Raw genomic sequence first — 26,248 nt, forward strand, 5'->3', positions numbered from 1 at the left:
TTTCTCTATGTATGTTACAGGTCCTTCAAAACATAAATGACGCATCACATATGTTAGAATTGATATAATACAAGAACGAAACTGAAAATTTTCCTATTACATGTTTGGAGGGAAACTACATGGTAAACATTGAAAAAGCTGATCTGAAAATAATCGAAAGAGAAGAAGCGGATTTTGAATTGAAAGAAGGGCTGAAGTCAGCACTTTTAGAAGAAGCCGCAATCAAACGAGGTTACAAGGTCGAACGTCTCGGGTTTGATACCATGATACTCACGCTTGAAGGCAAGGATCTGCTGTTTCGTGATATGAACGGCCCCCTGTCGTCGGCAGCGATGATGCGTATCGTTGATGACAAATACCGGGCGCGTTCTTTGATCAAAAGACAGAACATCACAGTACCAGAGTCGACCTACTTACGTATTCATGAACGGGATAAAATCAAAGCGTTTGCTGACCAAATCGGTTATCCGGTCGTGCTGAAACCGAACGATCTCTCACGGGGGGAAGGGGTTCATACTAATATCAACGATGAGCGGGCACTTATGGAACACCTTGACAAAATCGCAGAACTCATAGGCAATGAGTATGAACGTATCCTGATCGAAAAACAGTTCAATGGAGATGATTACCGCTTCTTTGTCGTCGACGGGACAGTGTTTGCCGCTTCCAAACGGGCACGCGCGAATGTCACCGGCGATGGGGAGCACACTGTTCTGGAACTCATAGAAGAAAAAAACAGGCTTCGGGCCAAGGATAGAGACTTGAAACACTTCCTCATCCCCACTGAGAAAAATAAACTGGGACGTCTCTACAGAGAGGGACGGACACTGGAAACTGTTCCGGACAAAGGGGAAACGGTCGTGATCCGCGATGAATCCAACATAGCCAGCGGCGGTGATGGGATCGACTTTACAGATACCGCACATGAGGCATTCAAGGGTATTGCAATCAGAGCTATACAGGCTATTCCCGGGTTCCATTACGGAGGGGTGGATATCATCACCAACGACATTACGAAAGAACCGGCAAAAGACGAGTATGTGGTCACGGAAGTGGAATTCAGTCCCGGCCCCATGAGTATGTCTCACTGGGAAGGCAAGCAGCGGGATATGCCTAATCCTATACTGGATTTCTATCTGAAAAATCTTGACAGGCTTTAAACTGATTTTTTCACAAAGTGGTCCCCCAGGGAAGAAAATCCTTCGGGGACTATTCTTATGGATTTTCGGTGAGTGCAGGTCTTTACTTCAAGACTGCGGTGATGAACTGATGAGTGTGACCTTGGCGCTTCAAAGAAAGCTTTGGTCGCCCGAAGCACTCTGAATAAGGCAGTTGAAAGCAGATAGTACTGGAATCAGTAAATCATTTCTAATAATCAGTTTACTGATCGAAATAAGTGCTGAAACAGCTTCTATATTTTCCCAATAAAGTATATAGTAGAATCAGTTTGATCCTACACTACTTTACTGGGAATATTTTCGTGAAATGATAGAATCCTCAAACAGTATAGTTGCAGCGATCAGCTCGTGAGTTTTATACTTAACAGATGCCCCTTTATACTAATAAAGAGAAAACTGAATCAAGTCATTCATTAAGGAGATTATAATGAATCATAAAAGAGAGATACGAAAAGCGATGCTGGTTCTGCTGCTGATCGTTGGACTGGCCTATTATTTTTACTGGGGAAACAATGCGGTCGAAACGACTCATTACACCTACACGAATGAAGCGATCCCGGATAACTTTGACGGCTATACTGTCGTTCAAGTATCGGACTTGCACAATAAAGATTTCCACGGCGAACTGATCCCTAAAATAGAGGAAGCAGATCCTAATATCATTGTGGTGACCGGAGATCTTATAGACAGAAACCGGACGGATCTGGCCTTTGCTGAGGCCTTTCTTGAAGAGGTGATGACGCTGGCACCGGTTTATTTTGTGTCCGGCAACCATGAAGTTGCATCTGGCAATTATCCTGAGCTACGGGAAATCATCGACCAGACGGGGGTCTTAAATCTGGACGATGCCAGCCGGGTCCTGACTCAAGATAATGAGCAAATCAACTTGCTTGGACTGGCTGATCCGCTCACTATGCAACTGGATGACGTTATTGAAGAAGGATCAGAATCTGGTGTCATCAAGCAAACGATCGAAGAGATTTCAACTGATGATCCGGAACGCTTTGATCTGCTTTTATCCCATCGACCGGAGCTGTTTGACATGTATGAGGAAGCTGGCATCGACCTCGTTTTGACTGGTCATGCTCATGGCGGACAGATCAGGCTGCCGTTCATCGGCGGGCTCTTTGCACCATCGCAGGGATTCTTTCCCGATTACACTGATGGCAGATATGTGGAAGACGAGACGACCATGATCCTTAGTCGCGGCCTGGGGAACAGTATTTTCCCGCTGCGGGTCTTTAATCGTCCTGAATTAGTCGTGATCACTTTACACACAGAGTGAGCTACGAGACGAGAAGTGATTTTTTAATGAGAATTGAGCAGACGTTCTTACTTCTCAGAGCGGCTTTACGTATAATAGTCAGTATTGATTGAAAAGTGAGGAGAGATGGTGTGCAGAATAGAAGTAGCATGCACTGGATCGTGGCTGTGGCTATGAGTGGCCTGGCGATCAGTGCCGTTGGATTACCGATAATGACAAACGGGGTATTTATTACACCTATTGCTGACAGTCTGGATGTTTACCGCGGATCTGTCGCCATGCATAATACGCTGACCTTGCTGATGAAGGCAGTCATGTCCTTGTATGTACCCAGACTGATCGACCGGTTCGGTTTTAAACGGACGATCATCTCCGGTGTCCTTCTGGCCGGGGTGTCCAACTATCTGCTGGGATGGGTAGCTTCGCTATGGCTCTTTAACATCCTGGGGACCCTTCGCGGGATCGGAGCGGGGCTGCTGGCATGGGTACCACTGACTATCGTCATCAATGAATGGTTCAATGAGAAACACGGACTGGTCACCAGCATCGTGCTGAGTTTCAGCAGTGTCACGGGAGCGATTTTCTCTCCCATTTTCTCCGGTCTGATCTCATCTCTAGGCTGGGAACAGTCCTACCGCATCATGGGGATCCTGATCGTCCTGTTTGCTTTACCGGCCATTCTTGTCCCCTATACGCTGGATCCCAGAGAGAGTGGTTATTTACCTTACGGCACGGATGATTCACAAGAAGGCAAAGCCAAGGAACGGGCCGTCATCAAACGGGATGAACAGCGGGATGTATCTCTGTTCATCTTCGGACTGTTATTTATTTTCACTCTGTTTCAGACCTTGCTTATAGGCGTGCCGCAGCATTTCCCCGGGTTTGCCCAATCGCTGGATTATTCTTCGGATGTCGGGGCAACCATGCTGTCCATTGCGATGGTCAGCAGTATTGGATTCAAGCTCGGCTTAGGTTATGTCAGTGACCACTGGGGTCCTGTGAAAAGTACCGTCAGCGTTTTGACGCTGATTGGACTTTCCAGCGCCGTTCTGTTGGGTTTCGATCTTGTGCCGATGCTATATGCCGGCGCCTTTCTGTTTGGTGCGGCGTTTTCCATTCCATCGGTCAGTGTCACCCTGCTGACAAAGGAGTTTTTTGGAAGGTACAATTTTACGCGCCTGTTCCCGATCCTGGCTTTCTCGACGAGTCTTGGGGGAGCGATTTCCCTGGCGGCAGTCGGCTTTATTTATGACTTTACCGGGTCTTATGCTCCGGCCTTTGCGGTTGCTTTAGGCATCAATGTGTTGAATATCATCATCTTGCTCATCATCTCCAGTCGGATCACCAAACGTCAGGCGGATAAAAAGAAAAGTGGTTGAGTAAATATCCCTGAAGTCGGTGCCTAGAGCATCGGCTTTTTTTGATGCAGTATGGTGTGATGGACATCATGACTGTACAAAAAGATCGTCAATGAACGATCCTTATCAGAATGCAGCCTGCGAATAGTCTTCGGAGGCAGATCGCGGCCGGAAGCTGAATCCGGGCCAGCTGACACTTTACCTTAGATTTACGTCTGGACTTTTTATATAATGAAGAAAGATAGAGGGAAAGGAGTCAACAATTATGACGATGGAACATTATTTTGAAACGAATGACGGGTCGCGCTTACCTAAAATCGGTTTAGGCACGGTTTACATTAAAGGGGCCAAAGGGGTCCAGAGCACACTTTCGGCCATCCAGAACGGCTACCGCCTGATCGATACGTCGACCAACTATAACAACGAAGGGATGGTGGGGGAAGCGATCAGACGCTCTTCCATCCCTAGAGAAGCGTTCATCATCAGTTCCAAACTGCCCGGAGAGGCGCATGCCTACGATAAAGCCATCATGATGATACAGGAGTCGCTCTACCGCATGGGACTGGATTACTTTGACAAGTACCTGATCCACTGGCCGCTGCCGAAGCAGGATAAATATGTGGAAGCGTGGCAGGCCATGGTGGATGCACAGAAATTCGGTCTTATCAAATCGATCGGTGTGTCAAACTTTCTGGAGGAACATCTGGACCGGATCATTGAAGAGACCGGGGTCGTCCCGGCGACGAACCAGATCGAGCGTCATCCTTACTTCAATAATAAGGAACTGATTGCCGTCAACAAGGAACGCGGCATCCTCACCGAAGGCTGGAGTCCCTTTGGTAGAGATAAAGTGGACGTTTTGGGGATAGATGTCCTGAAAGAAATCGGTGAAAAGTACGGCAAATCAGCCGCACAGGTCGTTTTAAGATGGAATATCGAGAACGACGTACTGACTGTGGCTAAATCAGCCTCACCGGAAAATCAGCGCGCCAATCTGGATGTGTTCGATTTCTCATTGACGCCAGAAGACATCGAAAGGATCGATGCACTCGACAAAGGAGAACCGGGACGAGTGGAAGGCCAGCATCCTAACGAATACGAAGAGTTCGATTAGGGTCGAATCCCTTTAAATTAATATGTCAAAGCGTTCAGCGAACTTATCGCTGAGCGTTTTTATTTAATAAAAAACCTCTTTTATATTATGATTAGGATACAACAGTTTGCAGGAAAAGGATGAGGACGATGGCTAAAGATAACGAAACAGAACAAACCTATTATCAATATGAAAATGAAGAAATCGTAAAAGAATTCGATTCAGATGCGACGGAAGGGTTAAGTTCCGAAGAAGCGCAGAAGCGTCTGGAGCAGGACGGACCGAACGAGATCGAACATGAGGAAGTATCCAAATGGACGATTCTGATCAGACAACTGAATAATGTCGTGATCTACATACTTTTTGCAGCGGTGGCGCTGACTTTAGGCATGGGACACTATTCGGATGCTGTGGTTATCGGTCTGGTCATCATTGCCAATACCTTTATCGGCTACTACCAGGAAGTGAACGCGTCCAATGCCCTGGAAAAAATCAAGGATATGCTGTCGACGCAGGCGACGGTCATCAGAGACGGTAAGCGTGTCGATATACCGGCCGAAGAAGTCGTGAAGGGTGATCTGGTCTATATCGAAGCGGGGGACAATATACCCGCCGACCTTCGCCTGATAGAAGCTGAGAATATGAAAGTACAGGAATCTTCGCTGACTGGGGAATCCGGTTCGGTGAGCAAGGAAGCGGAACCCCTGGAAGGGAAAAAATCCACCGGTGACCAGAGCAATATGGCTTTTTCTTCGACATCGGTCACGAACGGTAACGGTACGGGTGTCGTTGTAGCGACTGCCGAAGAAACCGAGATCGGCAAAATCAGTTCGGCCGTCAGTGAACAGTCGCATCAGAAGACACCATTGATGAAAGAAATCGACGGGTTAGGTAAAAACATCTCGTATGTGATTTTAGGTGTGGCGGCCCTGCTGTTTGCCCTGGGCTTCTTCATCGGCGACTATACGCTCGCGGCCCTTTCACTTGCCGTCATCACCATGATCGTCGGTTCGATCCCGGAAGGACTTCCAGCGACGACCTCTGTGGTTTTAGCCATGGGTGTAAGGACTTTGGCGAATAAAAAGAATACGATCGTCAAAACACTGCCCGCAGCTGAAACACTTGGTTCAGTCGACATCATCGCGACAGACAAGACAGGCACGCTGACACGGAATGAAATGACTGTCCAGACGATCGTGACGACAGAAGACACCTATGAAGTCACCGGTGTCGGGTATTCTCCAGATGGGGATATACTGAAAGATGACGAACCGGTCGATCTTGATGAACTGGAGACATTGAAGGAACTGATCCAGTCAGGATATGAAGCCAATGAAACGACGCTTGAACAGGAAGAAGACAAGTGGATCATCAACGGTGAACCGACAGACGGGGCTTTTCTGACGCTTTATCAGAAAAGTCATAAAACGGAAGAGTCGGATTACGAAGAAATCGACCGGATTCCTTTTGATTCAGACTACCGTTACATTGCTTCACTTTCACAGCATAAAGAAACCGGGGACCAGAAAATCTATGTGAAAGGTTCCCCGGATAAGATTTTTGAGATGGCAGAAGGGTCGGATCCGGACTTCGACCTGTCACACTGGCAGGATAAAGTGGAAGAGTTGTCTTCCAAAGGACAGCGCGTGGTCGCTGTCGGCGTGAAGAAGCTGGACCAGAAGAAGGAAGATATCGATCATCCGGATATGGAAGACGGCATCACCTTCTTAGGTATCGTCGGTATCATGGACCCGCCGCGGGATGAAGTGATCGATTCTATTAAAACCATGCGTAAAGCTGGTGTGGAGGTCAAGATGATCACAGGGGACCATCCAAGTACAGCGAAAGCCATCGCTGAAAAGCTGGGACTGGCAGAAGAGGTCAATACCATCACTGGTCTCGAGCTGGAAGAAATGAGCGAAGACGAGTTGACAGAAAAAATCAATGATTATCACGTTTTTGCCCGGACAACGCCGGACAACAAACTGAAAATCGTCAAAGCGTATAAACGCAGCGGCAAAGTCATTGCCATGGTCGGTGACGGTGTGAACGATGCGCCGGCTCTGAAAACTTCAGATATCGGGGTGGCGATGGGTCAGAAAGGAACGGATGTGTCGAAAGATTCAGCAAACATGGTGCTGGCCAATGACGATTTTTCCACCATGCAGACAGCCATCCATGAAGGCCGACGCATTTACGACAACATCAAAAAGAGTATCCTGTATCTCCTGCCGACGTCGTTTGCCGAAGGGCTGATCATTGCAATCACGCTTCTCCTGCAGAACGACCTGCCGCTGCGGGCCACTCAGATGCTGTGGATCAATATGGTTTCGGCCATCACGATCCAGTTTGCCTTCATCTTTGAACCGGCTGAAGAAGGAACGATGGAGCGGCCGCCGAGAGATACGAGCGAGCCATTTGTGGGTAAGCGTCAGGCCTTTGAAATTGCCTATGTCTCTATACTGATGGCGGGATTGAGTCTGCTTGCATATAATTGGCTCACTACTTCTTACGGTGTCGATCAGGCAACGGCCAGTACCACAGTCGTGAATATCATGGTCATGAGTAAGATATTCTATCTCTTTAATATCCGTACCCGCAAACCGGCCTTCTCAAAAGAGTTCTTCAGTAACAAAATGGCCTTTGTCATCATCGGGATCATGCTCGTACTGCAGCTGATCCTGACGTATGTGCCGTTCATGCAGCGCTACTTCTATACGGAAGGGTTGGATGTACTGGAATGGCTGATCGCGATCGGCGTCGGGATCATCGTCCTGATCGTCACCGAAGCAGACAAGTTGATCCGACTGAAGGTTTTGAACAAAGACGAATAAATGAGTTGAGAGGAGAGCGTTCGTTTGACACGAACGCTCTTTTTTTATGGAATGAATAGGCGTAGTCAACACGATAATGGTTTTTAAGACAACTTCAGCAGTTAGTAATTAAGTTTAAGACCGTACTTGGCGAACTTGACTGATTTTGGGTGATACGTTGAGGGACTCTCAACGTATCTGCCGAAGTTGGAGGAGGTTCGGTCGATAGACGCACTCACGTCGCTCCTACTTACCGAAGTTGGCTAGGTTCGGTAAGTAGGATGGGGGCATTCATTTCTATCAACCGAAGTTGGTCAACTTCGGCGTGTACGACCGGGAGCTCATATCATAACGACCGAACTTCCGTCACTTCGGCGTGTACGACCGGGATACCATATCCTAAAGACCGAACTTCGCTTTATTCGGTCTTTACGTTGATCAAACAAGACTGAATCGACTGAAGTCAGGGGATGTTCGGTCGATTCACTCACTACCAGTTGCTGTACAGACCGAAGATAGGTCGATTCGGTCCTTACAGACGAAAAGAACATTTCAATGCACCGAAGAGAGGGAAACTTCGGCTTATACTAACGCCTCTCTTTATCCTAACGACCGAACTTCCAGAATTTCGGCTCTTACAAACCTAGTCCCATATCCAATCGACCGAACTTGCTGCAGCTTCGGCGTGTACGAGAATAATAGTCATAAGAGTCAACCGAACTTGGACGAAGTCAGCTCGTTCAAACATAAGAGAGTAGTGAAAGCACCTAACCCCCTCGGGAATCACTTCCAAACAATCAAAAACTCCACTGATTTTGGAATCCTGATGCTATACTTGATATAACAGAAACGGAGAAAGAGGCGACAGAGATGTTTACACAGAAGATCGATGAGGAAATAGCGTTGAAGCTGAAAGAGTATCAGGACACTCAGAAAATGTTCGCACTGATCGACGCCTCTCGGAAACAACTGAGCCAGTGGATGACCTGGGTGGATGAGGTGCGGTCACCGGAAGATGTTGAAAAAGTCACACGGCGGCAGCTGCTGCAGTTCGTTAAAAAAGAGGCGATGCATTTTGTGATCCTTTATCGAGATGAAGTGGCCGGAGAGATCAGCCTGAAAGAGATCGACTGGACCATTCAGTCAGGTGAGATCGGGTACTGGCTGGGCAGTGCCTATACCGGCAAAGGAATCATGGCTCGGGCAGTCAAAAGCATGCTGGCTTATGCATTCGAGGAACTGGCTCTGCATAAAGTGGAAATCTGGGCTGCCGAAGAAAATGCGAAGAGCCGGAGGATCCCGGAAAGACTGGGGTTTGTACAGGAAGGCACGCGTCGGGACGATGAACTGATCGGCGGAAAGTACATTACGATGATCATATACGGTATGCTGGAAAATGAGTGGCATCAGGCAAAGGCGAAAGGAAATAAGGAAGGATAGGATGCCGGTCCTATCCTCTTCACTATACCAAATCTTTTCGCACATTTTCACTCAACTAACAAGATTGACCGTAGTCAGTACGTTGCATCTGTCAAACAGAAACAGCTGTTTACCGGTTACGCGCTCAATCTCTTAAGCTCAGGTTTCTTTTAGGTGTATGCCCTCTATCAATGGTATACTAAATTTACTAAGTAATAAGGGATGGAGGATGAGTCATGCACATCTATGCAACAAAAAAAGTCATGCAGGCGTTCAAAAAAGCAGAGAAAATGACTTCAGGAACGATAGAAAATATGACAATACTTGAAGAGAGTGATTCGCCCGAAGAACAGGCATTATTTGAGTGGCACATAAACAGTGTAAAGGTAAATCAGGAGGATCTGCTGATCGTGACACATGATCTGTCGGGGCTGACCCTGCTCATAGTTAATGCTGATACAGAAGACCTGCTCGATTTTTATGAATGGTTTGAAGAAGCTCTCTATGATCTGCTCGGCAAACTGGGATTCAGTCATAAAAGTATCCAGCAGTACCTCACTTATTCCAAGGGGCGTCAGCTGACCCTCGGCAAAGCAACAGATTTTAAAAAAATCGGACGCAATTCTTCAGCCGTCTCTCTGTTGCGGCAACTGGACTATTATCAGGAAAATGAGTATATGGTCCAAAGTTACTGGCAGTATCAAACCAGTCGCTTGAACCGTTCACTTAAACAGGCATCCCAGCCGTTCACACAATTTATCAATGAATATGAGAAAGTCATTGGTCCTGTGAGCTTCAACGTGAACATGGCTGAAATTGAAGTTCGGTTGAAAATGGGCGATCTCCCCGATGTCATCCGTGTCATTCAGATGCCGATGCAGCTTACATTCGAAGATCTGCACCGGGTGATCCAGAAAGTCTTCATGTGGCAGGATGCGCACCTGCATCAGTTTATTATGGAAGATGGAGCAACCGTTATCAGCGCCGAGCAGAAGAGGAGTATGGAACGTTATCAGATGGAAAGTCAAGCAGAGGCTTCTGCTGCAAGTCAGCTCAAGCTGGCAGATGTCATCACACCGGAGGAAAATGGCATCTTCACCTATGTTTACGATTTCGGAGATTCCTGGGAACACCGTATCCGGGTCAGAAGGTTCTATTCTGAGAACAGACGGATGTTTCCCAAGCTCAGCCTGATGTCAGGGGAGCCGGTACCTGAGAATGTCGGAGGGCCACCAGGTTATGCCGATTTTCTGGAAGTTATCAATGATCCGACCCATGACGAACACAGCGTCATCAAAGAATGGGCGAACGATTATTTTACCCGTCTGAATCTGTTCAATGATGTGAATAACTTCAATCATGATTTGACAGTCATGCACTCTTGATTTTTCCCCCGCTCAATATGCGGACGGGCTGTCTGAAGTGGGGGCCCTTTACTATTCCTGAGTATATGAGATTATAAAACATTTCAGATATGGTATGATTATTATTGACTATAGTATGATGAATCCGTGCATTTATCATAAATATGACGCAGTGAGGAATGTCTATGAAAAATTGTATTATCGTTATACCTGTTTTAGATCCAAACGACGCATTCACCCCCTATGTGAAACAGCTGGTCCAAGAGGACTTCAAGTCGATCATTATCGTCAACGACGGCAGTTCCAATGAAAAGACTCAGATATTTGAAAAGCTTGATGAACTGCCGGAAGTGACAGTTCTGACGCACGCCGTCAACATGGGTAAAGGCCGGGCGCTCAAGAATGCGTTCAATTACATATTAAATGATCCTGAATTATCGACTCAGGATGGTGTCATCACCGTCGATGGTGACGGACAGCATAAAGTAAGTGATGTACTTAAACTCTGCAGTGAACTGGAAGGGAAATCTTCCAGCCTGTTACTCGGTGTCAGACATTTTCAGGAAGATAATGTGCCGTGGACGAGCCGTATGGGAAACACCATTACCAGACGTCTATTTAAACTTTTATATGGAGAAGGACTGAATGATACCCAGACTGGCTTGAGAGGCCTGTCGACAGATATCCTTCCGGACTTCGCCGCGATCGAAGGGGAACGGTACAGTTACGAAACGAATATGCTGATCGTGGCTATCCATAAGGGGATCGCGATCAAAGAAGTCACCATCGCAACGGTATATATCAAAGACAATGAAGAAAGTCACTTTAACCCGGTGAAGGATTCTGTAGAAATCTATGTTTTGCTGTTCAAAAATTTTTTTAAATTCATGAGTGTGTCATTCACTTCGTTTCTGATCGATATTTCTTTCTTTCAGATTTTCCTGTTTATCCTTGGTTTTTTGATGACACGCCGGCGGATCATAGCAGCGACGCTTCTGGCCCGGGCAGTCTCCAGTTTGTTCAACTATACGGTCAACCGGAAGTGGGTCTTCGAAAGCAAGAAGCGGTGGAAGCATACCCTTTTCAGTTATTATGGTCTGGTCGCGGTAGAAGCAATGGCGTCTGGACTCAGCGTATACTGGCTGTTCCAGCTGACAGGGATAAAAGAAGTGATCCTGAAGGTCTTCGTCGATGCCATACTCTTCATGATCAGCTACCGTATCCAGAAGTTCCTGATATTCAAATCGCACGAAAATTAAAAACGAGTCCGCATCCTCCAGCCCATTAAGGCTGGAGGAGACGAACTCGTTTCACTTTTATTCGGTTAGTTGTTTACGATGGTCTCTGATACAAACGAATCTGCACGATGCTTTGTCACACCAAATTCTATCGTGTCACCTGTATCCAGATAAGTGATCTGTTCAGTGACACCGATTGGATCATTTACGTCGACTTCAAGATGACGTGCCTCATCTTCATCGGCTTTTTTTACAGTGATCCGGCGATGTGCACTTTGAATGGTCAAGCCGAGCTCATCTTTGATATAATCATATAAAGAGGCCTCTAAATGCTTTCTTTCCAGACCGGGAGCGCGTTCGATAGGGATCGCTGTTTTTTCTATGATCGCAGGCTTGCCATCGACACATCTCACGCGATGGATATTGTAGACGAAACTTCCAGGTTTCAGATTCAACTTGTCCTGAACGATATCGTCAGCCTGTATGACCTCAAAGGCCAGGATCTTGCTGGTGACTTTATGACCATTATTGCTGTGATTAGCAGTGAAACCGTCAAGCTGAGCGGAATTCGTGATACGCTGGATCTCTTTTTGACTCAAATCTTTCACAAACGTTCCGGAGCCGCGACGTTTGATGATCAATCCTTCATCAACCAGTAAATCCAATGCGCGCTTGACTGTCATCTTGCTTGTGTTGTAAGCTTCACACAAGTCCTTCTCAAAAGGCAGCTGTTCAGTCGCAGTATAATCGCCATTAATGATTTTACCTTTAATGTCGGTATATATTTCTTCATATTTTTTCATAACGCACCAATCTTTCTCTAGTAGTTGACTCACTTTATCAATTATAACACACTCATAAAAAAACATTGTAACATTACATGATTTACATGAGTATGACATATTCTATTAAATAACATGTCATATATTTGTTATAATATACTTATTAATAGTAAAAATCAAGCAATCGGAGGGGTAAAAATGTTAAGAAAAGTTAAAGGTGGATTGATCGTATCTTGTCAGGCACTTTCGGATGAACCGTTACATAGTTCATTTATCATGGGCCGGATGGCAATAGCAGCAACGGAAGGGGGCGCCGTGGGCATACGCGCGAATTCGAAAGAAGATATTACAGAAATCAAGAAACAGACTTCTCTGCCGATCATCGGTCTGGTGAAACGTCATTATCCGGATGTCAAAGTGTATATAACAGCGACAATGAAAGAAGTGGATGAACTAATGGATGCGGGCTGCGATATGATCGCCGTGGATGCAACGAAGCAGGAGAGACCTGAAGGAGAAACACTGGAGGCATTCGTTAATGCCATTCGGGGAAAATATGAAGATATCTTACTGATGGCTGATACGTCAACGGTTGAAGAAGGAGTCGAAGCGGAGCGTCTGGGATTCGATGTGGTGTCTACAACACTTGTGGGTTATACAGACTACACCAAAGACCAGTCTATTTTCGCGAACGACTACGCTATGCTCAAAGAGTATCTGGAAAAAGTATCCATACCGGTCATCGCAGAAGGACATGTGGATACACCGGAAAAAGCAAAAGCTGTTTTAGATCACGGTGTACACTCTGTGGTGGTCGGAAGTGCGATCACTCGCCCGCAGGTGATTACCCGGCGATTCGTCGATAGGATCAACAGCTGAACATAACACGACATTCAGAACGCCGCAGCGACTACTTGAGGTAAACGCTGCGGGGTTCTTTTTGTATCAGAATGAAATCGTTAAAGCGGTCATATGGGAAAGGACTTGAGCATGCGGGGAAAATCAATAACCGATATACGGATCGAAGACGATATGGGTAAAGGACACGCCGTTTTTTCTTAAACGTTTGTTGATGTCGAGAACTGTTTTAGGCTTGCCGGCGATATAATAGATCGCATCGTTGCCTAAGGTGTCTGCCAGTTTTTCATAGACTTGACGTGTCTGGTTGCGGTCCTTAGTGTAAAACGGATGAAACCGGGGATTGCCTTCAGCGATCCGGTCGATTTCTTCTTTGAACAAGTGGGTATCTGACGAGGAATAGACAAGAAAAATATCTCGGCGTGTATCGTATTCCAGTTGCTTGACCATGGCACGATTGGGTGTGATCCCTATGCCCGCAGCGATCAGAACGATAGGGGACGTTGTATCTTTCGTTTTGTACCAGCCGAATGGACCGATCATATTCACTTTGTCTCCTTCAGAAAGGGAAAAAAGTGTTTTCTTAAAATCGCTGACAGGTTCGTTGATAGACGTAGCGATCATCAGTTTAGTTTCTGAAGGCGGGGAAGCAATCGAAAATATACGAAACGGCTGACCGCTGACTTTTTTGCCCGGGATCGTAAACACCCCGTGTTCCCCCGGGGCCCAGATGAGGTCTTTTGGATAATTAAACAGAATCACATAATAATCGTCATGTGGATGGGTGATCGAGTGAACTGTCAATGTCGTTCGGTTGAACATGCCTTTAAAGTCATTGATTTTCATGTCGTGGCTCCTTTCATTTCAGTTAAATAGAAAAAACCCGTTAACTCAAGATATACTCAATCAGTTAACGGGCATTTTATTACATGAAATTAATCGCGGACGTCTCTGATTTGTTGGAGTATTTTAACATCTTCATCAGAAATTTCAAAATCCAGCTGTTTGTTTTCGATAATACGGCTTTCATGTGTTGACTTAGGAAGGGGCAGCGTGTCTTTTTCCAGACAGTAACGGATAGCCAGTTGAGCCACTGTTACATCATACTTCTCAGCCATCTCTTTCAGTTCAGGCATATCCAGGACCTGACCTGTAGCCAGAGGAGAATAGGCTTCGACCACAATGTCATGGTCTTTACAGAATGACAGCAGTTCTTCCTGATCTTTACCGATATAGAATGGGATCTGGTTGGCCATTGGGACAATGTCACATTCATCTAAAATCGGCTGCAGGTTTTTGATTTCAAAGTTTGAAACACCGATGGCTTTGATCTTGCCGTCGTTGTATAATTTTTCCATCGCCTTCCAGGACTGAATATTTCCTTCGGTACAGTCTTTACCGATCTCGCTCCATGGCCATGGTGCATGGATAAGATAGAGGTCAAGATAGTCGACACCTAAGTTGGTGATCGTTTCATTGAAGGCCTCGAGTGTTTCGTCATACCCCTTGATTTCTGCAGGGAGCTTACTTGTAATGAAGATATCTTCTCTCGGCGTGTCGAACTCACGGATAGCTTTGCCGACATTTTCTTCGTTTTTATAAGCAAGCGCGGTATCGATGTGTGTGTAGCCGTTTTTCAGAGCCATCGTTACTGAATCATAAGCCTCTTCATTTGGGATCTGCCATGTGCCGAACCCGATACTTGGAATTTTGACGCCGTTGTGAAATGTAAATGTGTCTTTCTTCATACTTTATATTCCTCCTAAATTTTGATCCTTAATAATTATAACGCAAAACGGATGAAAATGCTTACTTTTTGTTTATAAATCTAGTCATAGCTGATGAGAATGATAAATTCGCCATCCATAAATTCATTTTCCTGAATTTCAAGACGTTTTACGATCACCGTCAGACGGGAGTTGTCATCCTCGGTGGTCAGCTGCATTTCTGAAAGAGGGCGTTCCGGATTCATCCTGTTTTGATCCCAGGCTGAATCGATAAGTTCAGACAGATCCTGTTCCAGCAGGACCGTTTCGTTTTCCAGCAGGACAATGGTCAGATCCTCGTCTTTTGAGTTCAGTTCGAGTCGGTAAGGGTCCTGATTAAGTGGGATTTCACGGTCATTCAGCTGGAAAGTAGTCACTTCGACGATTTCGTCGATGCCTTCCGTAGAAAAGACCAGCGGTTCGGTCATATCCAGAGAAATGAATGCATATCGGGGACCGGATGTACCGGGAACCTCTCTATCCTCGGCATAATAGTAATGATAGCTGGAGTCAAAGCCGAACGTGTTCTGAAAGTCTTGATAATAACTGAAGTCTTCAGGCAGCCAGTCCAGGCGGTCAAGCTGTTCCTGCTGATTCAGGTAATTCATACTGTAGCTGAAACGGGCTTTTTCTTCGTTAGTCAGCTCAGTGTCAAGCGGTGTGACTACACCGTCTTCATTGACATAAGGAGCGACCAGCTCATCGATGTTACTGGCCTGATTTCTGATCCCGATCGAAACGGCATCAATGACAGGCAGTATGGATATAACGCCCAGGCCGATCAGCAGGAATGGTATCACTCTTTTTTGAGAGGTCAGAAAACTGTAAATGAGTGTACTGACTATAGAGAAAATCCCAAACAGTAAGACAAAGTATCGGCCGTGTGTCAGACCGAAATCGGCCGTTTTCAGACTTGATGAAACGGTCTGGAAAATGGCTATGACAAGCAGCAGGTAAGGATAGAAGCGACTAAAGAGTTGAGCGATTTTCTTATCCACATGCTCAGCGAGAAACAGCGTCAATATACCGGCGATCGTATAACTGATCAGCATGGGTTCCATCAAGTTGTCCTGCCAGAAGTCCCCGGAAATATTTGTCAGTATATAGGCGATGAGGATCGCACTGAAAACAAGCAGGACCGGAATGATGATATAGGCGATCAGGATTTCAAGCAGCGGGGGGATGCTTTTCGCTTCTTTGACCGCTTCAGTGAGTTCTGTCTCTTTAAAATGCGGCAGCCGGGACAGAAAGTAAACCGGTGCAATGAACTCAAAAACGATTGCTGCACTATAGGCAAACCAGCGATAATCCAGCTCATAAATGAGCGTCGTATAGGCACTGAAAATCGCACTGATGCCCATAAACAGAATAACGGAAATCAGCAGGCTCGAGAATACGGCTTTAATGAAAATGATCAGCGAATCACTGAACAAAAGCCTTTGGTGGAGCGTCGGCAGGGCGATCAGCAGGACGGCCAGAGTAAAGTAGAGGACCATCGTCCGGACCTGACCGGACTGATTAAAGCCCATCGGAGCCTGACGCAGATAAACATAATATAAGAGCGAAAGGATCAGACTCGAAAGCTTGCTTCCCCATAGTATTGCCTTGCTCAGTGGTTTGATTTCAGAAACCAGCTGTATAGAAACAAGGGCCAGCACACCCAGTCCGGCACTTAACGCCTGATTCATATAATCCGAATCGCCTTCGGAGCGTATGGTCAGGATCGTGAACAGGACAATGAGCGCAAGCAGCGCGGTTGCAAGCGGGAAACGTGAGAACGTCGCGAGCCACTGCGTTTTCCTTTTCATGAACCAGTTTTTAACAGACATATCGATCTCCTCCAATTGTGAACCTTTTAATTACTTTCAGTTTACGACTATATGACGCATTTAGCAATCAAATCGCCGGGGTGAAACTTAAGGAAGTCTAACTAGTTGAGTCACTTTACACTTTAAGCAGGATCATTGATTAAGAAGTGAGAGGCTTCGCAAGTGTGCCCATAATTTTGTGAGCAATAAGATAAAGGGTATGCAAAAGGCGGATTAAGTGCCCTTCGTAACGGGAAGAACAGTCTGATGGTCACGCAAAGGTGGATTCCGTGCCCTTCGCAACAGGAAGAACAGTCTGAACGTCACGCAAAAGGAAATTGCGTGCCCTTCGCGATAGAAAATGGATGTCGAACGTCACGCAAAAGTGGATTGCGTGCCCTTCACAATAGAAAAAGCAAACTGAACGTCACGCAAAGGTAGATTGCGTGACCTTCGCAATAGAAAAAGCAAGCTGAACGTCACGCAAAGACATATTGCGTGCCCTTTGCACCAGAATCATCAGAGCGAAGGGCATCCACTTCACTCATTAAGGTTGATTCTTCTAGCATGAAACAACTCTTTGACATAATGAAAGAGATTGGACATCACGTCCAATCTCTCCATCTTATCCGTTCTTTTTGTAAAATGCACGATTCAGCGCCTCAGTACGGGTCTGCATCATCATCTTCGTCAAGTCGCTTGATGCCAATAAATCAAAGGAATGAAAGGCATGAAGAACGCAGTGGGTCTCCACCTTCACCCCGTCTTTTTGCAGGGCTTCGGAAAAGAGCAGCCCTTCGTCTCTCAGGGGATCGTATTCACAGACCTCCACATAGGCATCAGGCAAGCCAGCAAAAGAAGCAGCTTCCATTGGCGAGGCGTACTTATTCGGCAGATCGACTTCATCACGTATATAGAGCGACCACATCATTTTGTTGAGTTTGACACTCCAGAATGGAAAAGTGTGGAGCGATTCAGCTCGCATGCGTGCATCGCTAACAGGATAAATATGAAATTGATAGAAGAAAGGAAAGGTATTTCTGTCTTTATAGTAGAGCAGGACATTGTTTGCCAAAGTGGAGCCTGAACTGTCGCCTCCGATAGCGATTCTTTCAGGATCGATTCCGAGATAGCCGGTATGCTGTAACACCCATTCACTGGCTCTTAGAGCATCGAAAAACGGTTCAGGAAAAGGATGCTGGGGAGACAGGCGATAATCGACGTCAATGACGATGGCATTTGTCTGCAGAGCGTATTCTGCCGTCAGTCTTTTGATATGCGGAGGCCGCGTCAAAAAGAATGAACTGCCGTAGTAGTAAAGTAAGGCTGGAGAGGGCTGTTTTGTTTGCTCCGGTATATATATGATCAGAGTGATCGTGTCTTGATCGGTCGCTGATATCCTGATCTGCTTTACCTTTACACCTGGCGGAAGACGAACGGCGCGTCGGGAAAGGTCAAGGGATCCGTTTATCAGGGGAAGCACCACAGGGGAAAGAAACAGTGCGAGCGGTTTATATCTTTTTACTTCATTAAAAATGGAAAATTTAGTCACAGGCAGGCTCTTTTCTGTATAGTTATCGCGTCTATCATAGTTTAACTTTACAATATTAGCTTCTCCAATAAAATCCCTTTTGATTCAAATCCGGATTAATTTGTGAAAATATGACTTTTTGATATACAATTATAAACAACATAGTGTATAATTACTATATCTATATTTTATATGAAGCGGGGGATCACTGTGAAAAAATGGGCCATATCTTTTCTGATAGCAGCTTTGGCAGCGCTTCTTCTATACATTCCCGTTAATGACCTGCATATCGAATACAATAATCAGCTTTATGAAGAACAGCGTGCAGATGCGAGCGAACACTTAAATATGATCCGTGATGACATTCAAGCTCGTCTGGACAGCAGTTTGTTTTATGCAGATTTTTTTGAAATGATCGTCAGTCAGGATCCCGATATTTCCGAAAGCGAACTTCGTGAATATGGCGCATTTATAGTGGGACGGAATCCTTTGGTCGACAGTATCAGTTTAGCTAAAGACGGTATCATCCATTTCGTTTACCCATTAGAAGGTAATGAAGAATCGCTGGGCTATAATCTGCTGGAAGACCCCGACCGGAAACTCTATCTGGAAGAAGCTATCGATAAACGAAAAGCAGTTGCTCAGGGTCCAGTCAAAACTATTCAGGGTGGAAGAAAGATCTTTAACCGTAAACCTGTCTTTATTGAAAAAATCAGTACTGAAGAGGTGTGGGGATTTGCCAATGTGATCATTGATTTCGATAATCTGGTCGAAGCAAGCCTTTTACCGAATCAGTCTCACGCGTTTGACTATGCCATCAAAGTGGAATCCAAGTGGGTGGAGTCGACATCTTGGGGAGATGAATCTGTCTTTGAAGAGGATGCAGTGACCGCCTCTATTCTTTTACCGGAAAACGAATGGACGATCGCTCTGATCCCTTCGAATGGCTGGAACAGGACCCATACGATCCACAGTGTAGAAACGATTGTTTTCTACTTTTTCATCTTAATTATATTTATTCTGGTTATGTTTTTTGTCCTGCAGTACTTGAAGAAGCGGGAGCTGTCACGTACAGATGCTCTGACACGTCTGTTGAACAAAAAAACATTTGAAGTATCTGTCAAGAGGGTGCTGAAACGTTCATCCAGAAATAATGGTCTGCTTCTGATCGATTTTAATGATTTTAAGAGGATAAATGACACACACGGCCACTTAGTTGGAGATCAGGTCTTAACGATCACTGCTGAACGTCTGATGCATTGTCTGAAGAAGGGGGATCTGATCGGCCGGATCGGTGGAGACGAAATGATGATCCTAGTAAAGGATATCGATGCAGCTACGCTGGAGTCGATCAAAGAGCGCGTCATCCGGCATATTGAAAAACCTATTGTCCTAAATAAGCACATGATCAATCCGTCCATTTCAGTCGGTCAGACCCTGGTCAGTCAATGGCTGCCTTTTGATCATCTTTACGATATCGTCGACAAAAAAATGTATAGAGACAAAACGGTCAAGAAGAGTCGGAAGGCTCAACTGTCGATCTCGTTCGATCTTCCGGATCTGGAATCTTAACTCACATGAAAAGCCACGGGTATTTACTTTTTCTAAATAGTATTTCTTGCTATTTACTAGAAAAACGTTAATTGCCGTGGTTTTTTTGATATGGCACCGCCGTAATGGGTTATAGGGGGGCCGATGCAGAGGATGATGATGCATGACGGAATTAAACATTAACTTTTAACTATCACTGGCAGATCGTGGCCGTTGGTGCTTTAAAAGTCTTCTTATCATCACCCGGACAGGCCTTTTCAGTTTCCATATTTATAGATTTTTACATCAAACAGTTCGGTTGGAGCCACGGTCAGATTTCCAGTTTTTATTCCAAGGCAACCTTAATTTCCGGTTAATCGATGCCCTTTGTCGGCGCCAATGCTCGAAGACAAACAGGCTATAGAGAATGACTAAGTTGATCGGCTTATAAAAGACCATTCATCAATGGTCTTTTTTTCAGTTCTATTTTTTGAAAACAAGAGGGCGTTCAAGGTAATCTGTAGATGGAGAAACATTAAGGAGAGGAGAAAGTCAATGAAGTTAAAAGATAAAGTAGCCGTCGTGTTCGGTGGCACATCCGGTATCGGTGAAGCCACGGCGAAAGCCTATGCCGAAGAAGGCGCTAAAGTGGTGGTCAGTGGACGTGATGCAGAAGATGGCGACCGTATCGTTAAAGCAATCAAGGACAAAGGACAGGAAGCCATATTTGTGAAAGCGGACGTCACGGATGCCTCTGAAGTGAAACAGGTGGTGGACACGGCCATCGAGACGTTCGATCATATCGATATCCTCTATAACGGGGCCGGCATACACGATAAATACAAGTCAGCTGTGGAAGTGGAAGAAGAGGAGTACGAGAAACTCATGGCGGTGAATGTGAAAGGCCCTTATCTTGCTTCCAGGGCAGTGATCCCCCACTTTCTGGAACGAGGCGGCGGCACGATCGTCAATGTCGGTTCGCAGGCGACGCATGTGGCAGGTCCCGGCGGCTCAGCTTATGTGACGTCTAAACATGCGATTGAAGGCTTCACCAAACAGCTGGCTTATGACTTTGGTGAAAAAGGGATCAAGGCAAATCTGATTGCTCCGGGCTTTGTTGATACACCGATGACCGAAGGAATCGAGGATGAACGCTTGAATGATATCCCGGCTAAACGTGCCGGCAAGCCGGAAGAAGTCGCAGCCCTGGCTGTCTTTTTAGCTTCCGAAGATTCAAGCTATATGCATGGCTCTACCGTTACCATGGATGGCGGCTGGGTCACCGGAAGATAATTTATACTGGTGAGGCTGGACATTGATCCAGCCTCTTCTTTTTTGTTTTAATGATCTGTTCGATTCAGTCTATGGAGAGAGGGGATAATCCATCTGATCCGACACATCAGACGGCTCAGAAAAATCTTAGTGCTTTTACCCCCATAAATGGTTCCGTCTGAATTGGCATACTATATGACTGAGGTAGAAGGATCATAATTCAGTTCAATCGACCGTCTCATGGCGTCTTGAACTTAGGATATCTCATTTTCTGAAAATAAGCGGCATATCAAAGGAATTCCTTTTAATGTTCACAAAGACACAATATGTTAACATTATTTATTAAATTATTGAATTAAAGCTTTATTTATGCAGGAATATTTGTTAAACTATTCACATAGAAAAGATTAGGAGAGATCAAAGATGAAAAAAGTTATGTGTGCCTTACGCTTTGTATTTAGAAATGGTGAAACATGGACGGTTAAACGCGAACAAATCGGTGATTTATGGATCAAACAGGTGACAACAAGCTTCGGTCGAATCGGTGATGGAGATTTTGAAGAAATTCATCCCTGCGAGTCTCTGAAAATCGAAATCTTACATGAAGCAGATCACGTGAACTCTAATGACATCAATAAAGGCGGACTCGAAGCCGGTATGTTTGCCCGCGTGACACAGTTCCAGGATATCGAAAAAATGGATATCCTCTATCGCGACAGCAAAAATGGCGAAAAACGCATGGATGTTGAAAAAGACACGATTTATTTCCCTTATAAAGCCCTTGACACTGATGGTCATGACAATGCGCACCAGACTGCTGCGGTCATGAATGAGAAGCTTTATATCGTGATCGATCCTATCCAGACCGTTAAAGATATATACGGTCACTAAGGTTCTGCCTATTCTTAATGTGTTCCCTTACCTCAGCCAGATGGATAACCCCCATCTGGCTGTTTTTTTGCTTAAAAATTGTTTTTCATTTGACCAATCGGTACAATGAGAGGGAAGAGATAAGGGAGGAAAAAAATGACTAACGAAAAATATGCACAGACTTTTACCTTTGATAAGGGTCTGACTTTGAAAAACCGGTTTGTGATGGCACCAATGACGACTAAAATGAGTTTTTACGATGGTGTGATCACGGAAGACGAAAAACGGTACTATCACATGCGGAGCAAGGAAGTCGGAGCAGTGATCACGGCTGCAGCCAATGTTTCTGAAAATGGTAAAGGCTGGGAAGGAGAACTCGGGGTCTATGATGACAAGCACATCGCTGGTCTCAGCGACCTGGCCGCTTCTATTAAAGTCAATGGCACGAAAGCCTTTCTGCAGCTCTATCATGGCGGTCGGATCACCCAATCGTCAGTCCTGAAAGGGACTCAGCCGGTCGCACCCAGTTCAGTGAAAGCACTGAGACCGAATTCAGAAGTACCAAGAGAACTGGAAGAAGAGGAAATATATCGGATCATTGACGACTACAAAGAAGCCGCCATCCGAGCGGTCAAGGCCGGGTTCGATGGGATCGAGCTGCATGGGGCGAATACGTACCTTATACAGCAGTTTTTCTCGCCGCATTCTAACAGACGCACGGATCAGTGGGGCGGAAGTATGGAAAAACGTTTCACATTTATCGATAAACTGGTGGATGCCGTGACCGCTGCTGCAAAAGAAGCGGCTGCAGAACCGTTTATCGTCGGCTACCGGTTTTCACCTGAAGAAATCGAAACGCCGGGGATCCGCTTTAACGAAACACTCTATCTTGTCGAGAAGCTGTGTCAGAAACCGCTGGATTACCTGCATGTGTCATTAAGAGATTATAAGCAGGTCTCTCAACTGGACGACTACCAGGACAAGCCGATGCTTGCTTATCTCAATGAACAGATCGATGGCCGCATACCTTTTATCTCGGTCGGAGATATCCGAACAGGGGAAGATGCAAAAGCTGCTCTGGAAAACAGCGAACTCGTCGCTTTGGGTCGCGTGCTGCTTTCAGATCCCAATTGGGTCTCCAAAGTCATGGCGGATAAGGAAGAGATGATCCGGTATAATGTGGCGGAAGAAGAACGGGATGTGCTGGCATTGACAAACGGTGTCTGGGGATTCATGCAGGGCATGATGCCGGATCGCTTAAGATAGGTCCAATGATTGAAAAGCGAGTAGAAACTTTGATTTAAAGGCTGACCTTAAGGATGTGATTGCATGATAAAAAAACTGTATGCCAGGTTTGAACAATTCATCGATTACTTCCTGTTCGGACTGGCTACTGCAGTCATTGGCATCTCGGTTTTTTACGTATTGAATGAACTGATCGGCTGGCAGTATCTTATAGCAAATGCCGTATCAGTTATCACCGCGATCCTTTTTTCTTATACAGTCAATAAACGCTATGTCTTTAAGACCAAAACCCGATCGCGCAGAAAGTTTTTCAGAGAAATCGGCTTGTTTGTATCCGTCAGGATAACGGCCTCCTTACTGAACATGCTCGGGCTGTTCATTCTGGTCCGTTTTGTCAGCATGCATCCCACCTGGGCTAAAATTTCCGTCGAGATCATTATAGCGTCAACGAGTTACATTATCAGCCGCAGACTCATTTTTAAACATCACAATTAACTGGAAAGGAAGAGATGAATGGATAAAGCATTGATCAACATTGACTACACCATCGATTTTGTCGCAGAAGACGGCGCGCTGACTTGCGGAGAGCCCGGTCAGGCTGTTCATGATAAAGTGCTTGCCCTGACGAAAGAGTTCTATGAAGCGGGTGAGTTTGTCGCATTCGCGATCGACAAGCATACGGAAAACGATCCCTATCATCCGGAGACCGGCCTGTTTCCGCCGCATAATATCGATGGAACAGAAGGGCGTTTACTCTATGGCGAGCTGGAAACCTATTACCAGGAAATAAAAGCGGCCAAAAATGTTTACTATACCGATAAGACGCGTTACAGTGCCTTTCATGGTACCGATCTGGAAACCAAACTGAGAGAACGCGGGATCACTGAAGTGCACCTCGTCGGTGTCTGCACGGATATCTGTGTGCTGCATACGGCCGTCGATGCTTATAACAAAGGGTTTACTGTCGTGGTACACAAGGATGCAGTGGCCAGTTTCAATCAGATGGGGCACGAGTGGGCTCTAGGACATTTCCAGGAAACCCTCGGTGCAAACGTCGTCTAGTCAAGGACTAAGCGCAAACGAAAGAGCCTCTGCTTCTCATCTCGATCACGAGAAAGCAGAGGCTCTTCAGTTTTCAGCTGAATTGTATATAAATACTCAAATCGAACGGTTCATCTTCTTCACGAACGCGCTGGGAGGCTGCATCGTAATATTTATAAGGACCGCCCTTGATATAGGCAAACGCCATTAAAATCGTCGTCTGCAGATAATGTTTGACATCCAGGTTGAATTTTTCCGGTATCTGCCCCAGTAGGACCCCTTCTATGTAGAGGTCGAAATTCCCTTCAGAGGTCGGGATGAGGGTTACATTATGCGTGCACAGACTCTCATATTTATAAATTTCCTTATTTCCTTCTTTTATACTGATATCTTTTTTCCCGATGTAATACCGGTGCGTTCTGTCTTTTTTTATCATGCCCTTAACTATTTTATTTATCGTTTCCTGATCAGCAGTCAACTCGCTGGCCTGGAGATAATGTTTACTTTGAATAGACAGGACATCGCTGGATTTTTTTATCGTATTCATGCTTAAAAAATCGATCGATTGAGTGGAATGATTTTTTACAAAGGTTTTTAATCGGTCATATAAGCTCAAGACATATCCCCCTCTCAAAAAAATTGCGTTTACAGGTCGCGGCAAGTTGAGGTCCGCTATTTTATCCTAACTAAGATAAACCCTGTTTTCAAATAATAAGTCTTATTCTTACTATCGACTAAGATAGGTCTGAGTTAATAAATAAGAACAAATAAATCACTCATCTTCTGATTTTGTTCAATCATTTAAAAAGCAGGGAATAGGGGAACCGTGCTTTTATTTCATCCAGATAAGGATTGTCCTCGCCTAAAACCGTCTGCAGCATGTCATTTGCTCTATGTAGCGACATATAGTCAAAAATTTTAACGAGTGAAAGGGGCGGATGACCGGCAGTCACTGAAGTCAGTTCTTTCTTAACAATATTGAGATCTTCATACCGGCTCTCTTCATAGAAAGGGGCAAACATATTCTGGAGATCTCTGGAGAGCGCTTTGGTCGTATGGTAGAGTCTGGATGTTTTCATGAACATATCGTCTACTTTCTTCCTTGGAAAGGGGAGAGTCAGCTCGTGCAGCTGCCTGATCTTTAAGCAGGTCAACTGACTGGCAACCTGTTCTTCATAATAGAGGACATGGTGAAAGGCGATCCAGCTGGAGTGATTCTTAGCCGTTCCTTTAACGGGTACGAACATGGTCTCACCGACCACATAGGGGCAGCGCTGGTTGATGCCCAAGGTCTTGCCGAACTGTTTGACGAAGCCATAGTCGACTCGGCAGTAATCAAAATAACGCTTCATTATCTTTGATGTCGTTTCTTTAGACTTCAGTATTTCACCAGACAGCTGAAAGACAAGTGTATTGTATTCGCAGTCAGGATAAGAAGATAAATCGTAAATGTAAAAAGAATGCCTTGAAATAAGCAGATGTTGCTGTTCGATCGCTTCGTTCAGTGAGCGACTCAATGTTTCGGCGTTGATTTCCAGCGTGCGTTTTGACTGATAGAGGTTACTATGTATGACGTAAGGCGGTGACTCGTCGTGCAGGAGACTGTTTGTATAAAAGGACGTTAAATCTCTGTAAATATGGATCGGTTCATCTTTTGAAAACTGGACCATGACGTTTGCTCCTTCGTTGAATACCTCAAATTAAGTTAGCGCTTTCAAATTCAGGCGGCGACTAACCGGTAGAAATAGTGTATCATATCACTTGTTTCAATGAATGATGATTGCTGTCTATTTGCATTAAAAATTGATGATAAAGGGT

General features: G+C 45.4%; 22 protein-coding genes. 15 read left to right on the top strand and 7 right to left on the bottom strand.

Going from position 1 to position 26,248, the window contains the following annotated elements:
* Nucleotides 1–119 precede the first annotated feature (119 nt).
* The 8 genes from BM049_RS09415 to BM049_RS09450 all read left to right on the top strand — a co-directional run bounded on the left by BM049_RS09415 (nt 120) and on the right by BM049_RS09450 (nt 11,748).
* Nucleotides 120–1,160: an ATP-binding protein gene (locus BM049_RS09415; RefSeq protein WP_091530942.1), complete on the top strand. Its 1,041-nt coding sequence runs from the start codon at nt 120–122 to the stop codon at nt 1,158–1,160.
* Between the two features lie 445 nt (nt 1,161–1,605).
* On the top strand, nt 1,606–2,463 hold the full coding sequence (locus BM049_RS09420; RefSeq protein ID WP_218147242.1) for a metallophosphoesterase: 858 nt from the start codon (nt 1,606–1,608) through the stop codon (nt 2,461–2,463).
* A gap of 110 nt (nt 2,464–2,573) precedes the next feature.
* Nucleotides 2,574–3,821, top strand: coding sequence for an MFS transporter (locus BM049_RS09425; RefSeq protein ID WP_143079478.1), 1,248 nt, complete (start codon nt 2,574–2,576; stop codon nt 3,819–3,821).
* A gap of 244 nt (nt 3,822–4,065) precedes the next feature.
* On the top strand, nt 4,066–4,914 hold the full coding sequence (locus BM049_RS09430) for an aldo/keto reductase (protein ID WP_091530947.1): 849 nt from the start codon (nt 4,066–4,068) through the stop codon (nt 4,912–4,914).
* A 128-nt stretch (nt 4,915–5,042) separates the two neighbouring features.
* Complete coding sequence (locus BM049_RS09435) at nt 5,043–7,727, top strand: HAD-IC family P-type ATPase (protein ID WP_091530949.1); 2,685 nt, start codon at nt 5,043–5,045, stop codon at nt 7,725–7,727.
* 849 nt (nt 7,728–8,576) lie between these two features.
* Nucleotides 8,577–9,146, top strand: coding sequence for a GNAT family N-acetyltransferase (locus BM049_RS09440; RefSeq protein WP_091530951.1), 570 nt, complete (start codon nt 8,577–8,579; stop codon nt 9,144–9,146).
* Between the two features lie 215 nt (nt 9,147–9,361).
* Nucleotides 9,362–10,510: a plasmid pRiA4b ORF-3 family protein gene (locus BM049_RS09445; RefSeq protein WP_091530953.1), complete on the top strand. Its 1,149-nt coding sequence runs from the start codon at nt 9,362–9,364 to the stop codon at nt 10,508–10,510.
* Nucleotides 10,511–10,674: 164 nt separating this feature from the next.
* Nucleotides 10,675–11,748, top strand: coding sequence for a bifunctional glycosyltransferase family 2/GtrA family protein (locus BM049_RS09450; protein ID WP_177188669.1), 1,074 nt, complete (start codon nt 10,675–10,677; stop codon nt 11,746–11,748).
* A gap of 65 nt (nt 11,749–11,813) precedes the next feature.
* Here the strand turns inward: BM049_RS09450 and BM049_RS09455 are convergent, their stop codons facing one another.
* On the bottom strand, nt 11,814–12,530 hold the full coding sequence (locus BM049_RS09455) for a GntR family transcriptional regulator (protein WP_091530957.1): 717 nt from the start codon (nt 12,528–12,530) through the stop codon (nt 11,814–11,816).
* A 177-nt stretch (nt 12,531–12,707) separates the two neighbouring features.
* Here BM049_RS09455 and BM049_RS09460 point away from each other — a divergent pair, with 177 nt between their 5' ends.
* Nucleotides 12,708–13,388 carry an N-acetylmannosamine-6-phosphate 2-epimerase gene (locus BM049_RS09460; RefSeq protein WP_091530960.1) on the top strand — a complete coding sequence of 227 codons (681 nt, stop codon included), beginning with the start codon at nt 12,708–12,710 and terminating at the stop codon, nt 13,386–13,388.
* Between the two features lie 123 nt (nt 13,389–13,511).
* On the opposite strand, the gene BM049_RS09465 is transcribed toward BM049_RS09460, so the two are convergent.
* The 4 genes from BM049_RS09465 to BM049_RS09480 form a co-directional block, all read right to left on the bottom strand.
* Entirely contained in the window at nt 13,512–14,213 is a 702-nt protein-coding gene (locus tag BM049_RS09465) for an FAD-dependent oxidoreductase (RefSeq protein WP_091530962.1), read from the bottom strand.
* Between the two features lie 89 nt (nt 14,214–14,302).
* Nucleotides 14,303–15,115 carry an aldo/keto reductase gene (locus tag BM049_RS09470; protein ID WP_091530964.1) on the bottom strand — a complete coding sequence of 271 codons (813 nt, stop codon included), beginning with the start codon at nt 15,113–15,115 and terminating at the stop codon, nt 14,303–14,305.
* Between the two features lie 80 nt (nt 15,116–15,195).
* Nucleotides 15,196–16,962 carry a DUF4153 domain-containing protein gene (locus BM049_RS09475; RefSeq protein ID WP_091530966.1) on the bottom strand — a complete coding sequence of 589 codons (1,767 nt, stop codon included), beginning with the start codon at nt 16,960–16,962 and terminating at the stop codon, nt 15,196–15,198.
* Nucleotides 16,963–17,566: 604 nt separating this feature from the next.
* Entirely contained in the window at nt 17,567–18,493 is a 927-nt protein-coding gene (locus tag BM049_RS09480) for an alpha/beta hydrolase (protein WP_177188670.1), read from the bottom strand.
* A 189-nt stretch (nt 18,494–18,682) separates the two neighbouring features.
* On the opposite strand from BM049_RS09480, the gene BM049_RS09485 reads away from it, so the two are divergent.
* From BM049_RS09485 to BM049_RS09510, 6 genes are all read left to right on the top strand, one after another.
* Nucleotides 18,683–20,044, top strand: coding sequence for a diguanylate cyclase domain-containing protein (locus BM049_RS09485; RefSeq protein ID WP_177188671.1), 1,362 nt, complete (start codon nt 18,683–18,685; stop codon nt 20,042–20,044).
* A gap of 513 nt (nt 20,045–20,557) precedes the next feature.
* A complete protein-coding gene (locus tag BM049_RS09490) occupies nt 20,558–21,295 on the top strand; it encodes an SDR family NAD(P)-dependent oxidoreductase (RefSeq protein ID WP_091530973.1) in 738 nt (245 codons plus the stop codon).
* Between the two features lie 402 nt (nt 21,296–21,697).
* The gene (locus BM049_RS09495) at nt 21,698–22,165 is read left to right on the top strand and encodes a hypothetical protein (RefSeq protein ID WP_091530975.1); all 468 of its coding nucleotides are present in this window, start codon (nt 21,698–21,700) and stop codon (nt 22,163–22,165) included.
* 135 nt (nt 22,166–22,300) lie between these two features.
* Entirely contained in the window at nt 22,301–23,410 is a 1,110-nt protein-coding gene (locus BM049_RS09500) for an NADH-dependent flavin oxidoreductase (RefSeq protein ID WP_091530977.1), read from the top strand.
* A 63-nt stretch (nt 23,411–23,473) separates the two neighbouring features.
* Nucleotides 23,474–23,884, top strand: a complete 411-nt coding sequence (locus tag BM049_RS09505; protein WP_091530979.1) for a GtrA family protein — start codon at nt 23,474–23,476, stop codon at nt 23,882–23,884.
* Between the two features lie 18 nt (nt 23,885–23,902).
* The gene (locus BM049_RS09510) at nt 23,903–24,451 is read left to right on the top strand and encodes a cysteine hydrolase family protein (RefSeq protein WP_091530982.1); all 549 of its coding nucleotides are present in this window, start codon (nt 23,903–23,905) and stop codon (nt 24,449–24,451) included.
* A 73-nt stretch (nt 24,452–24,524) separates the two neighbouring features.
* On the opposite strand, the gene BM049_RS09515 is transcribed toward BM049_RS09510, so the two are convergent.
* On the bottom strand, nt 24,525–25,046 hold the full coding sequence (locus BM049_RS09515) for a hypothetical protein (RefSeq protein ID WP_091530983.1): 522 nt from the start codon (nt 25,044–25,046) through the stop codon (nt 24,525–24,527).
* A gap of 181 nt (nt 25,047–25,227) precedes the next feature.
* A complete protein-coding gene (locus BM049_RS09520) occupies nt 25,228–26,100 on the bottom strand; it encodes a competence protein ComK (protein ID WP_091530985.1) in 873 nt (290 codons plus the stop codon).
* Nucleotides 26,101–26,248: the final 148 nt, after the last annotated feature.

This window comes from Alkalibacterium subtropicum (assembly GCF_900112455.1).
GTDB classification, from domain to species: domain Bacteria; phylum Bacillota; class Bacilli; order Lactobacillales; family Carnobacteriaceae_A; genus Alkalibacterium; species Alkalibacterium subtropicum.

What these genes read in the sequence shown, in the direction of transcription:
- BM049_RS09475 (WP_091530966.1), bottom strand. Translation starts at nt 16,962, where the DNA reads ATGTCTGTTAAAAACTGGTTCATGAAAAGGAAAACGCAGTGGCTCGCG.
- BM049_RS09455 (WP_091530957.1), bottom strand. Translation starts at nt 12,530, where the DNA reads ATGAAAAAATATGAAGAAATATATACCGACATTAAAGGTAAAATCATT.
- BM049_RS09510 (WP_091530982.1), top strand. Translation starts at nt 23,903, where the DNA reads ATGGATAAAGCATTGATCAACATTGACTACACCATCGATTTTGTCGCA.
- BM049_RS09500 (WP_091530977.1), top strand. Translation starts at nt 22,301, where the DNA reads ATGACTAACGAAAAATATGCACAGACTTTTACCTTTGATAAGGGTCTG.
- BM049_RS09490 (WP_091530973.1), top strand. Translation starts at nt 20,558, where the DNA reads ATGAAGTTAAAAGATAAAGTAGCCGTCGTGTTCGGTGGCACATCCGGT.
- BM049_RS09420 (WP_218147242.1), top strand. Translation starts at nt 1,606, where the DNA reads ATGAATCATAAAAGAGAGATACGAAAAGCGATGCTGGTTCTGCTGCTG.
- BM049_RS09460 (WP_091530960.1), top strand. Translation starts at nt 12,708, where the DNA reads ATGTTAAGAAAAGTTAAAGGTGGATTGATCGTATCTTGTCAGGCACTT.
- BM049_RS09430 (WP_091530947.1), top strand. Translation starts at nt 4,066, where the DNA reads ATGACGATGGAACATTATTTTGAAACGAATGACGGGTCGCGCTTACCT.
- BM049_RS09465 (WP_091530962.1), bottom strand. Translation starts at nt 14,213, where the DNA reads ATGAAAATCAATGACTTTAAAGGCATGTTCAACCGAACGACATTGACA.
- BM049_RS09520 (WP_091530985.1), bottom strand. Translation starts at nt 26,100, where the DNA reads ATGGTCCAGTTTTCAAAAGATGAACCGATCCATATTTACAGAGATTTA.
- BM049_RS09440 (WP_091530951.1), top strand. Translation starts at nt 8,577, where the DNA reads ATGTTTACACAGAAGATCGATGAGGAAATAGCGTTGAAGCTGAAAGAG.
- BM049_RS09415 (WP_091530942.1), top strand. Translation starts at nt 120, where the DNA reads ATGGTAAACATTGAAAAAGCTGATCTGAAAATAATCGAAAGAGAAGAA.
- BM049_RS09445 (WP_091530953.1), top strand. Translation starts at nt 9,362, where the DNA reads ATGCACATCTATGCAACAAAAAAAGTCATGCAGGCGTTCAAAAAAGCA.
- BM049_RS09495 (WP_091530975.1), top strand. Translation starts at nt 21,698, where the DNA reads ATGAAAAAAGTTATGTGTGCCTTACGCTTTGTATTTAGAAATGGTGAA.
- BM049_RS09505 (WP_091530979.1), top strand. Translation starts at nt 23,474, where the DNA reads ATGATAAAAAAACTGTATGCCAGGTTTGAACAATTCATCGATTACTTC.
- BM049_RS09470 (WP_091530964.1), bottom strand. Translation starts at nt 15,115, where the DNA reads ATGAAGAAAGACACATTTACATTTCACAACGGCGTCAAAATTCCAAGT.
- BM049_RS09435 (WP_091530949.1), top strand. Translation starts at nt 5,043, where the DNA reads ATGGCTAAAGATAACGAAACAGAACAAACCTATTATCAATATGAAAAT.
- BM049_RS09450 (WP_177188669.1), top strand. Translation starts at nt 10,675, where the DNA reads ATGAAAAATTGTATTATCGTTATACCTGTTTTAGATCCAAACGACGCA.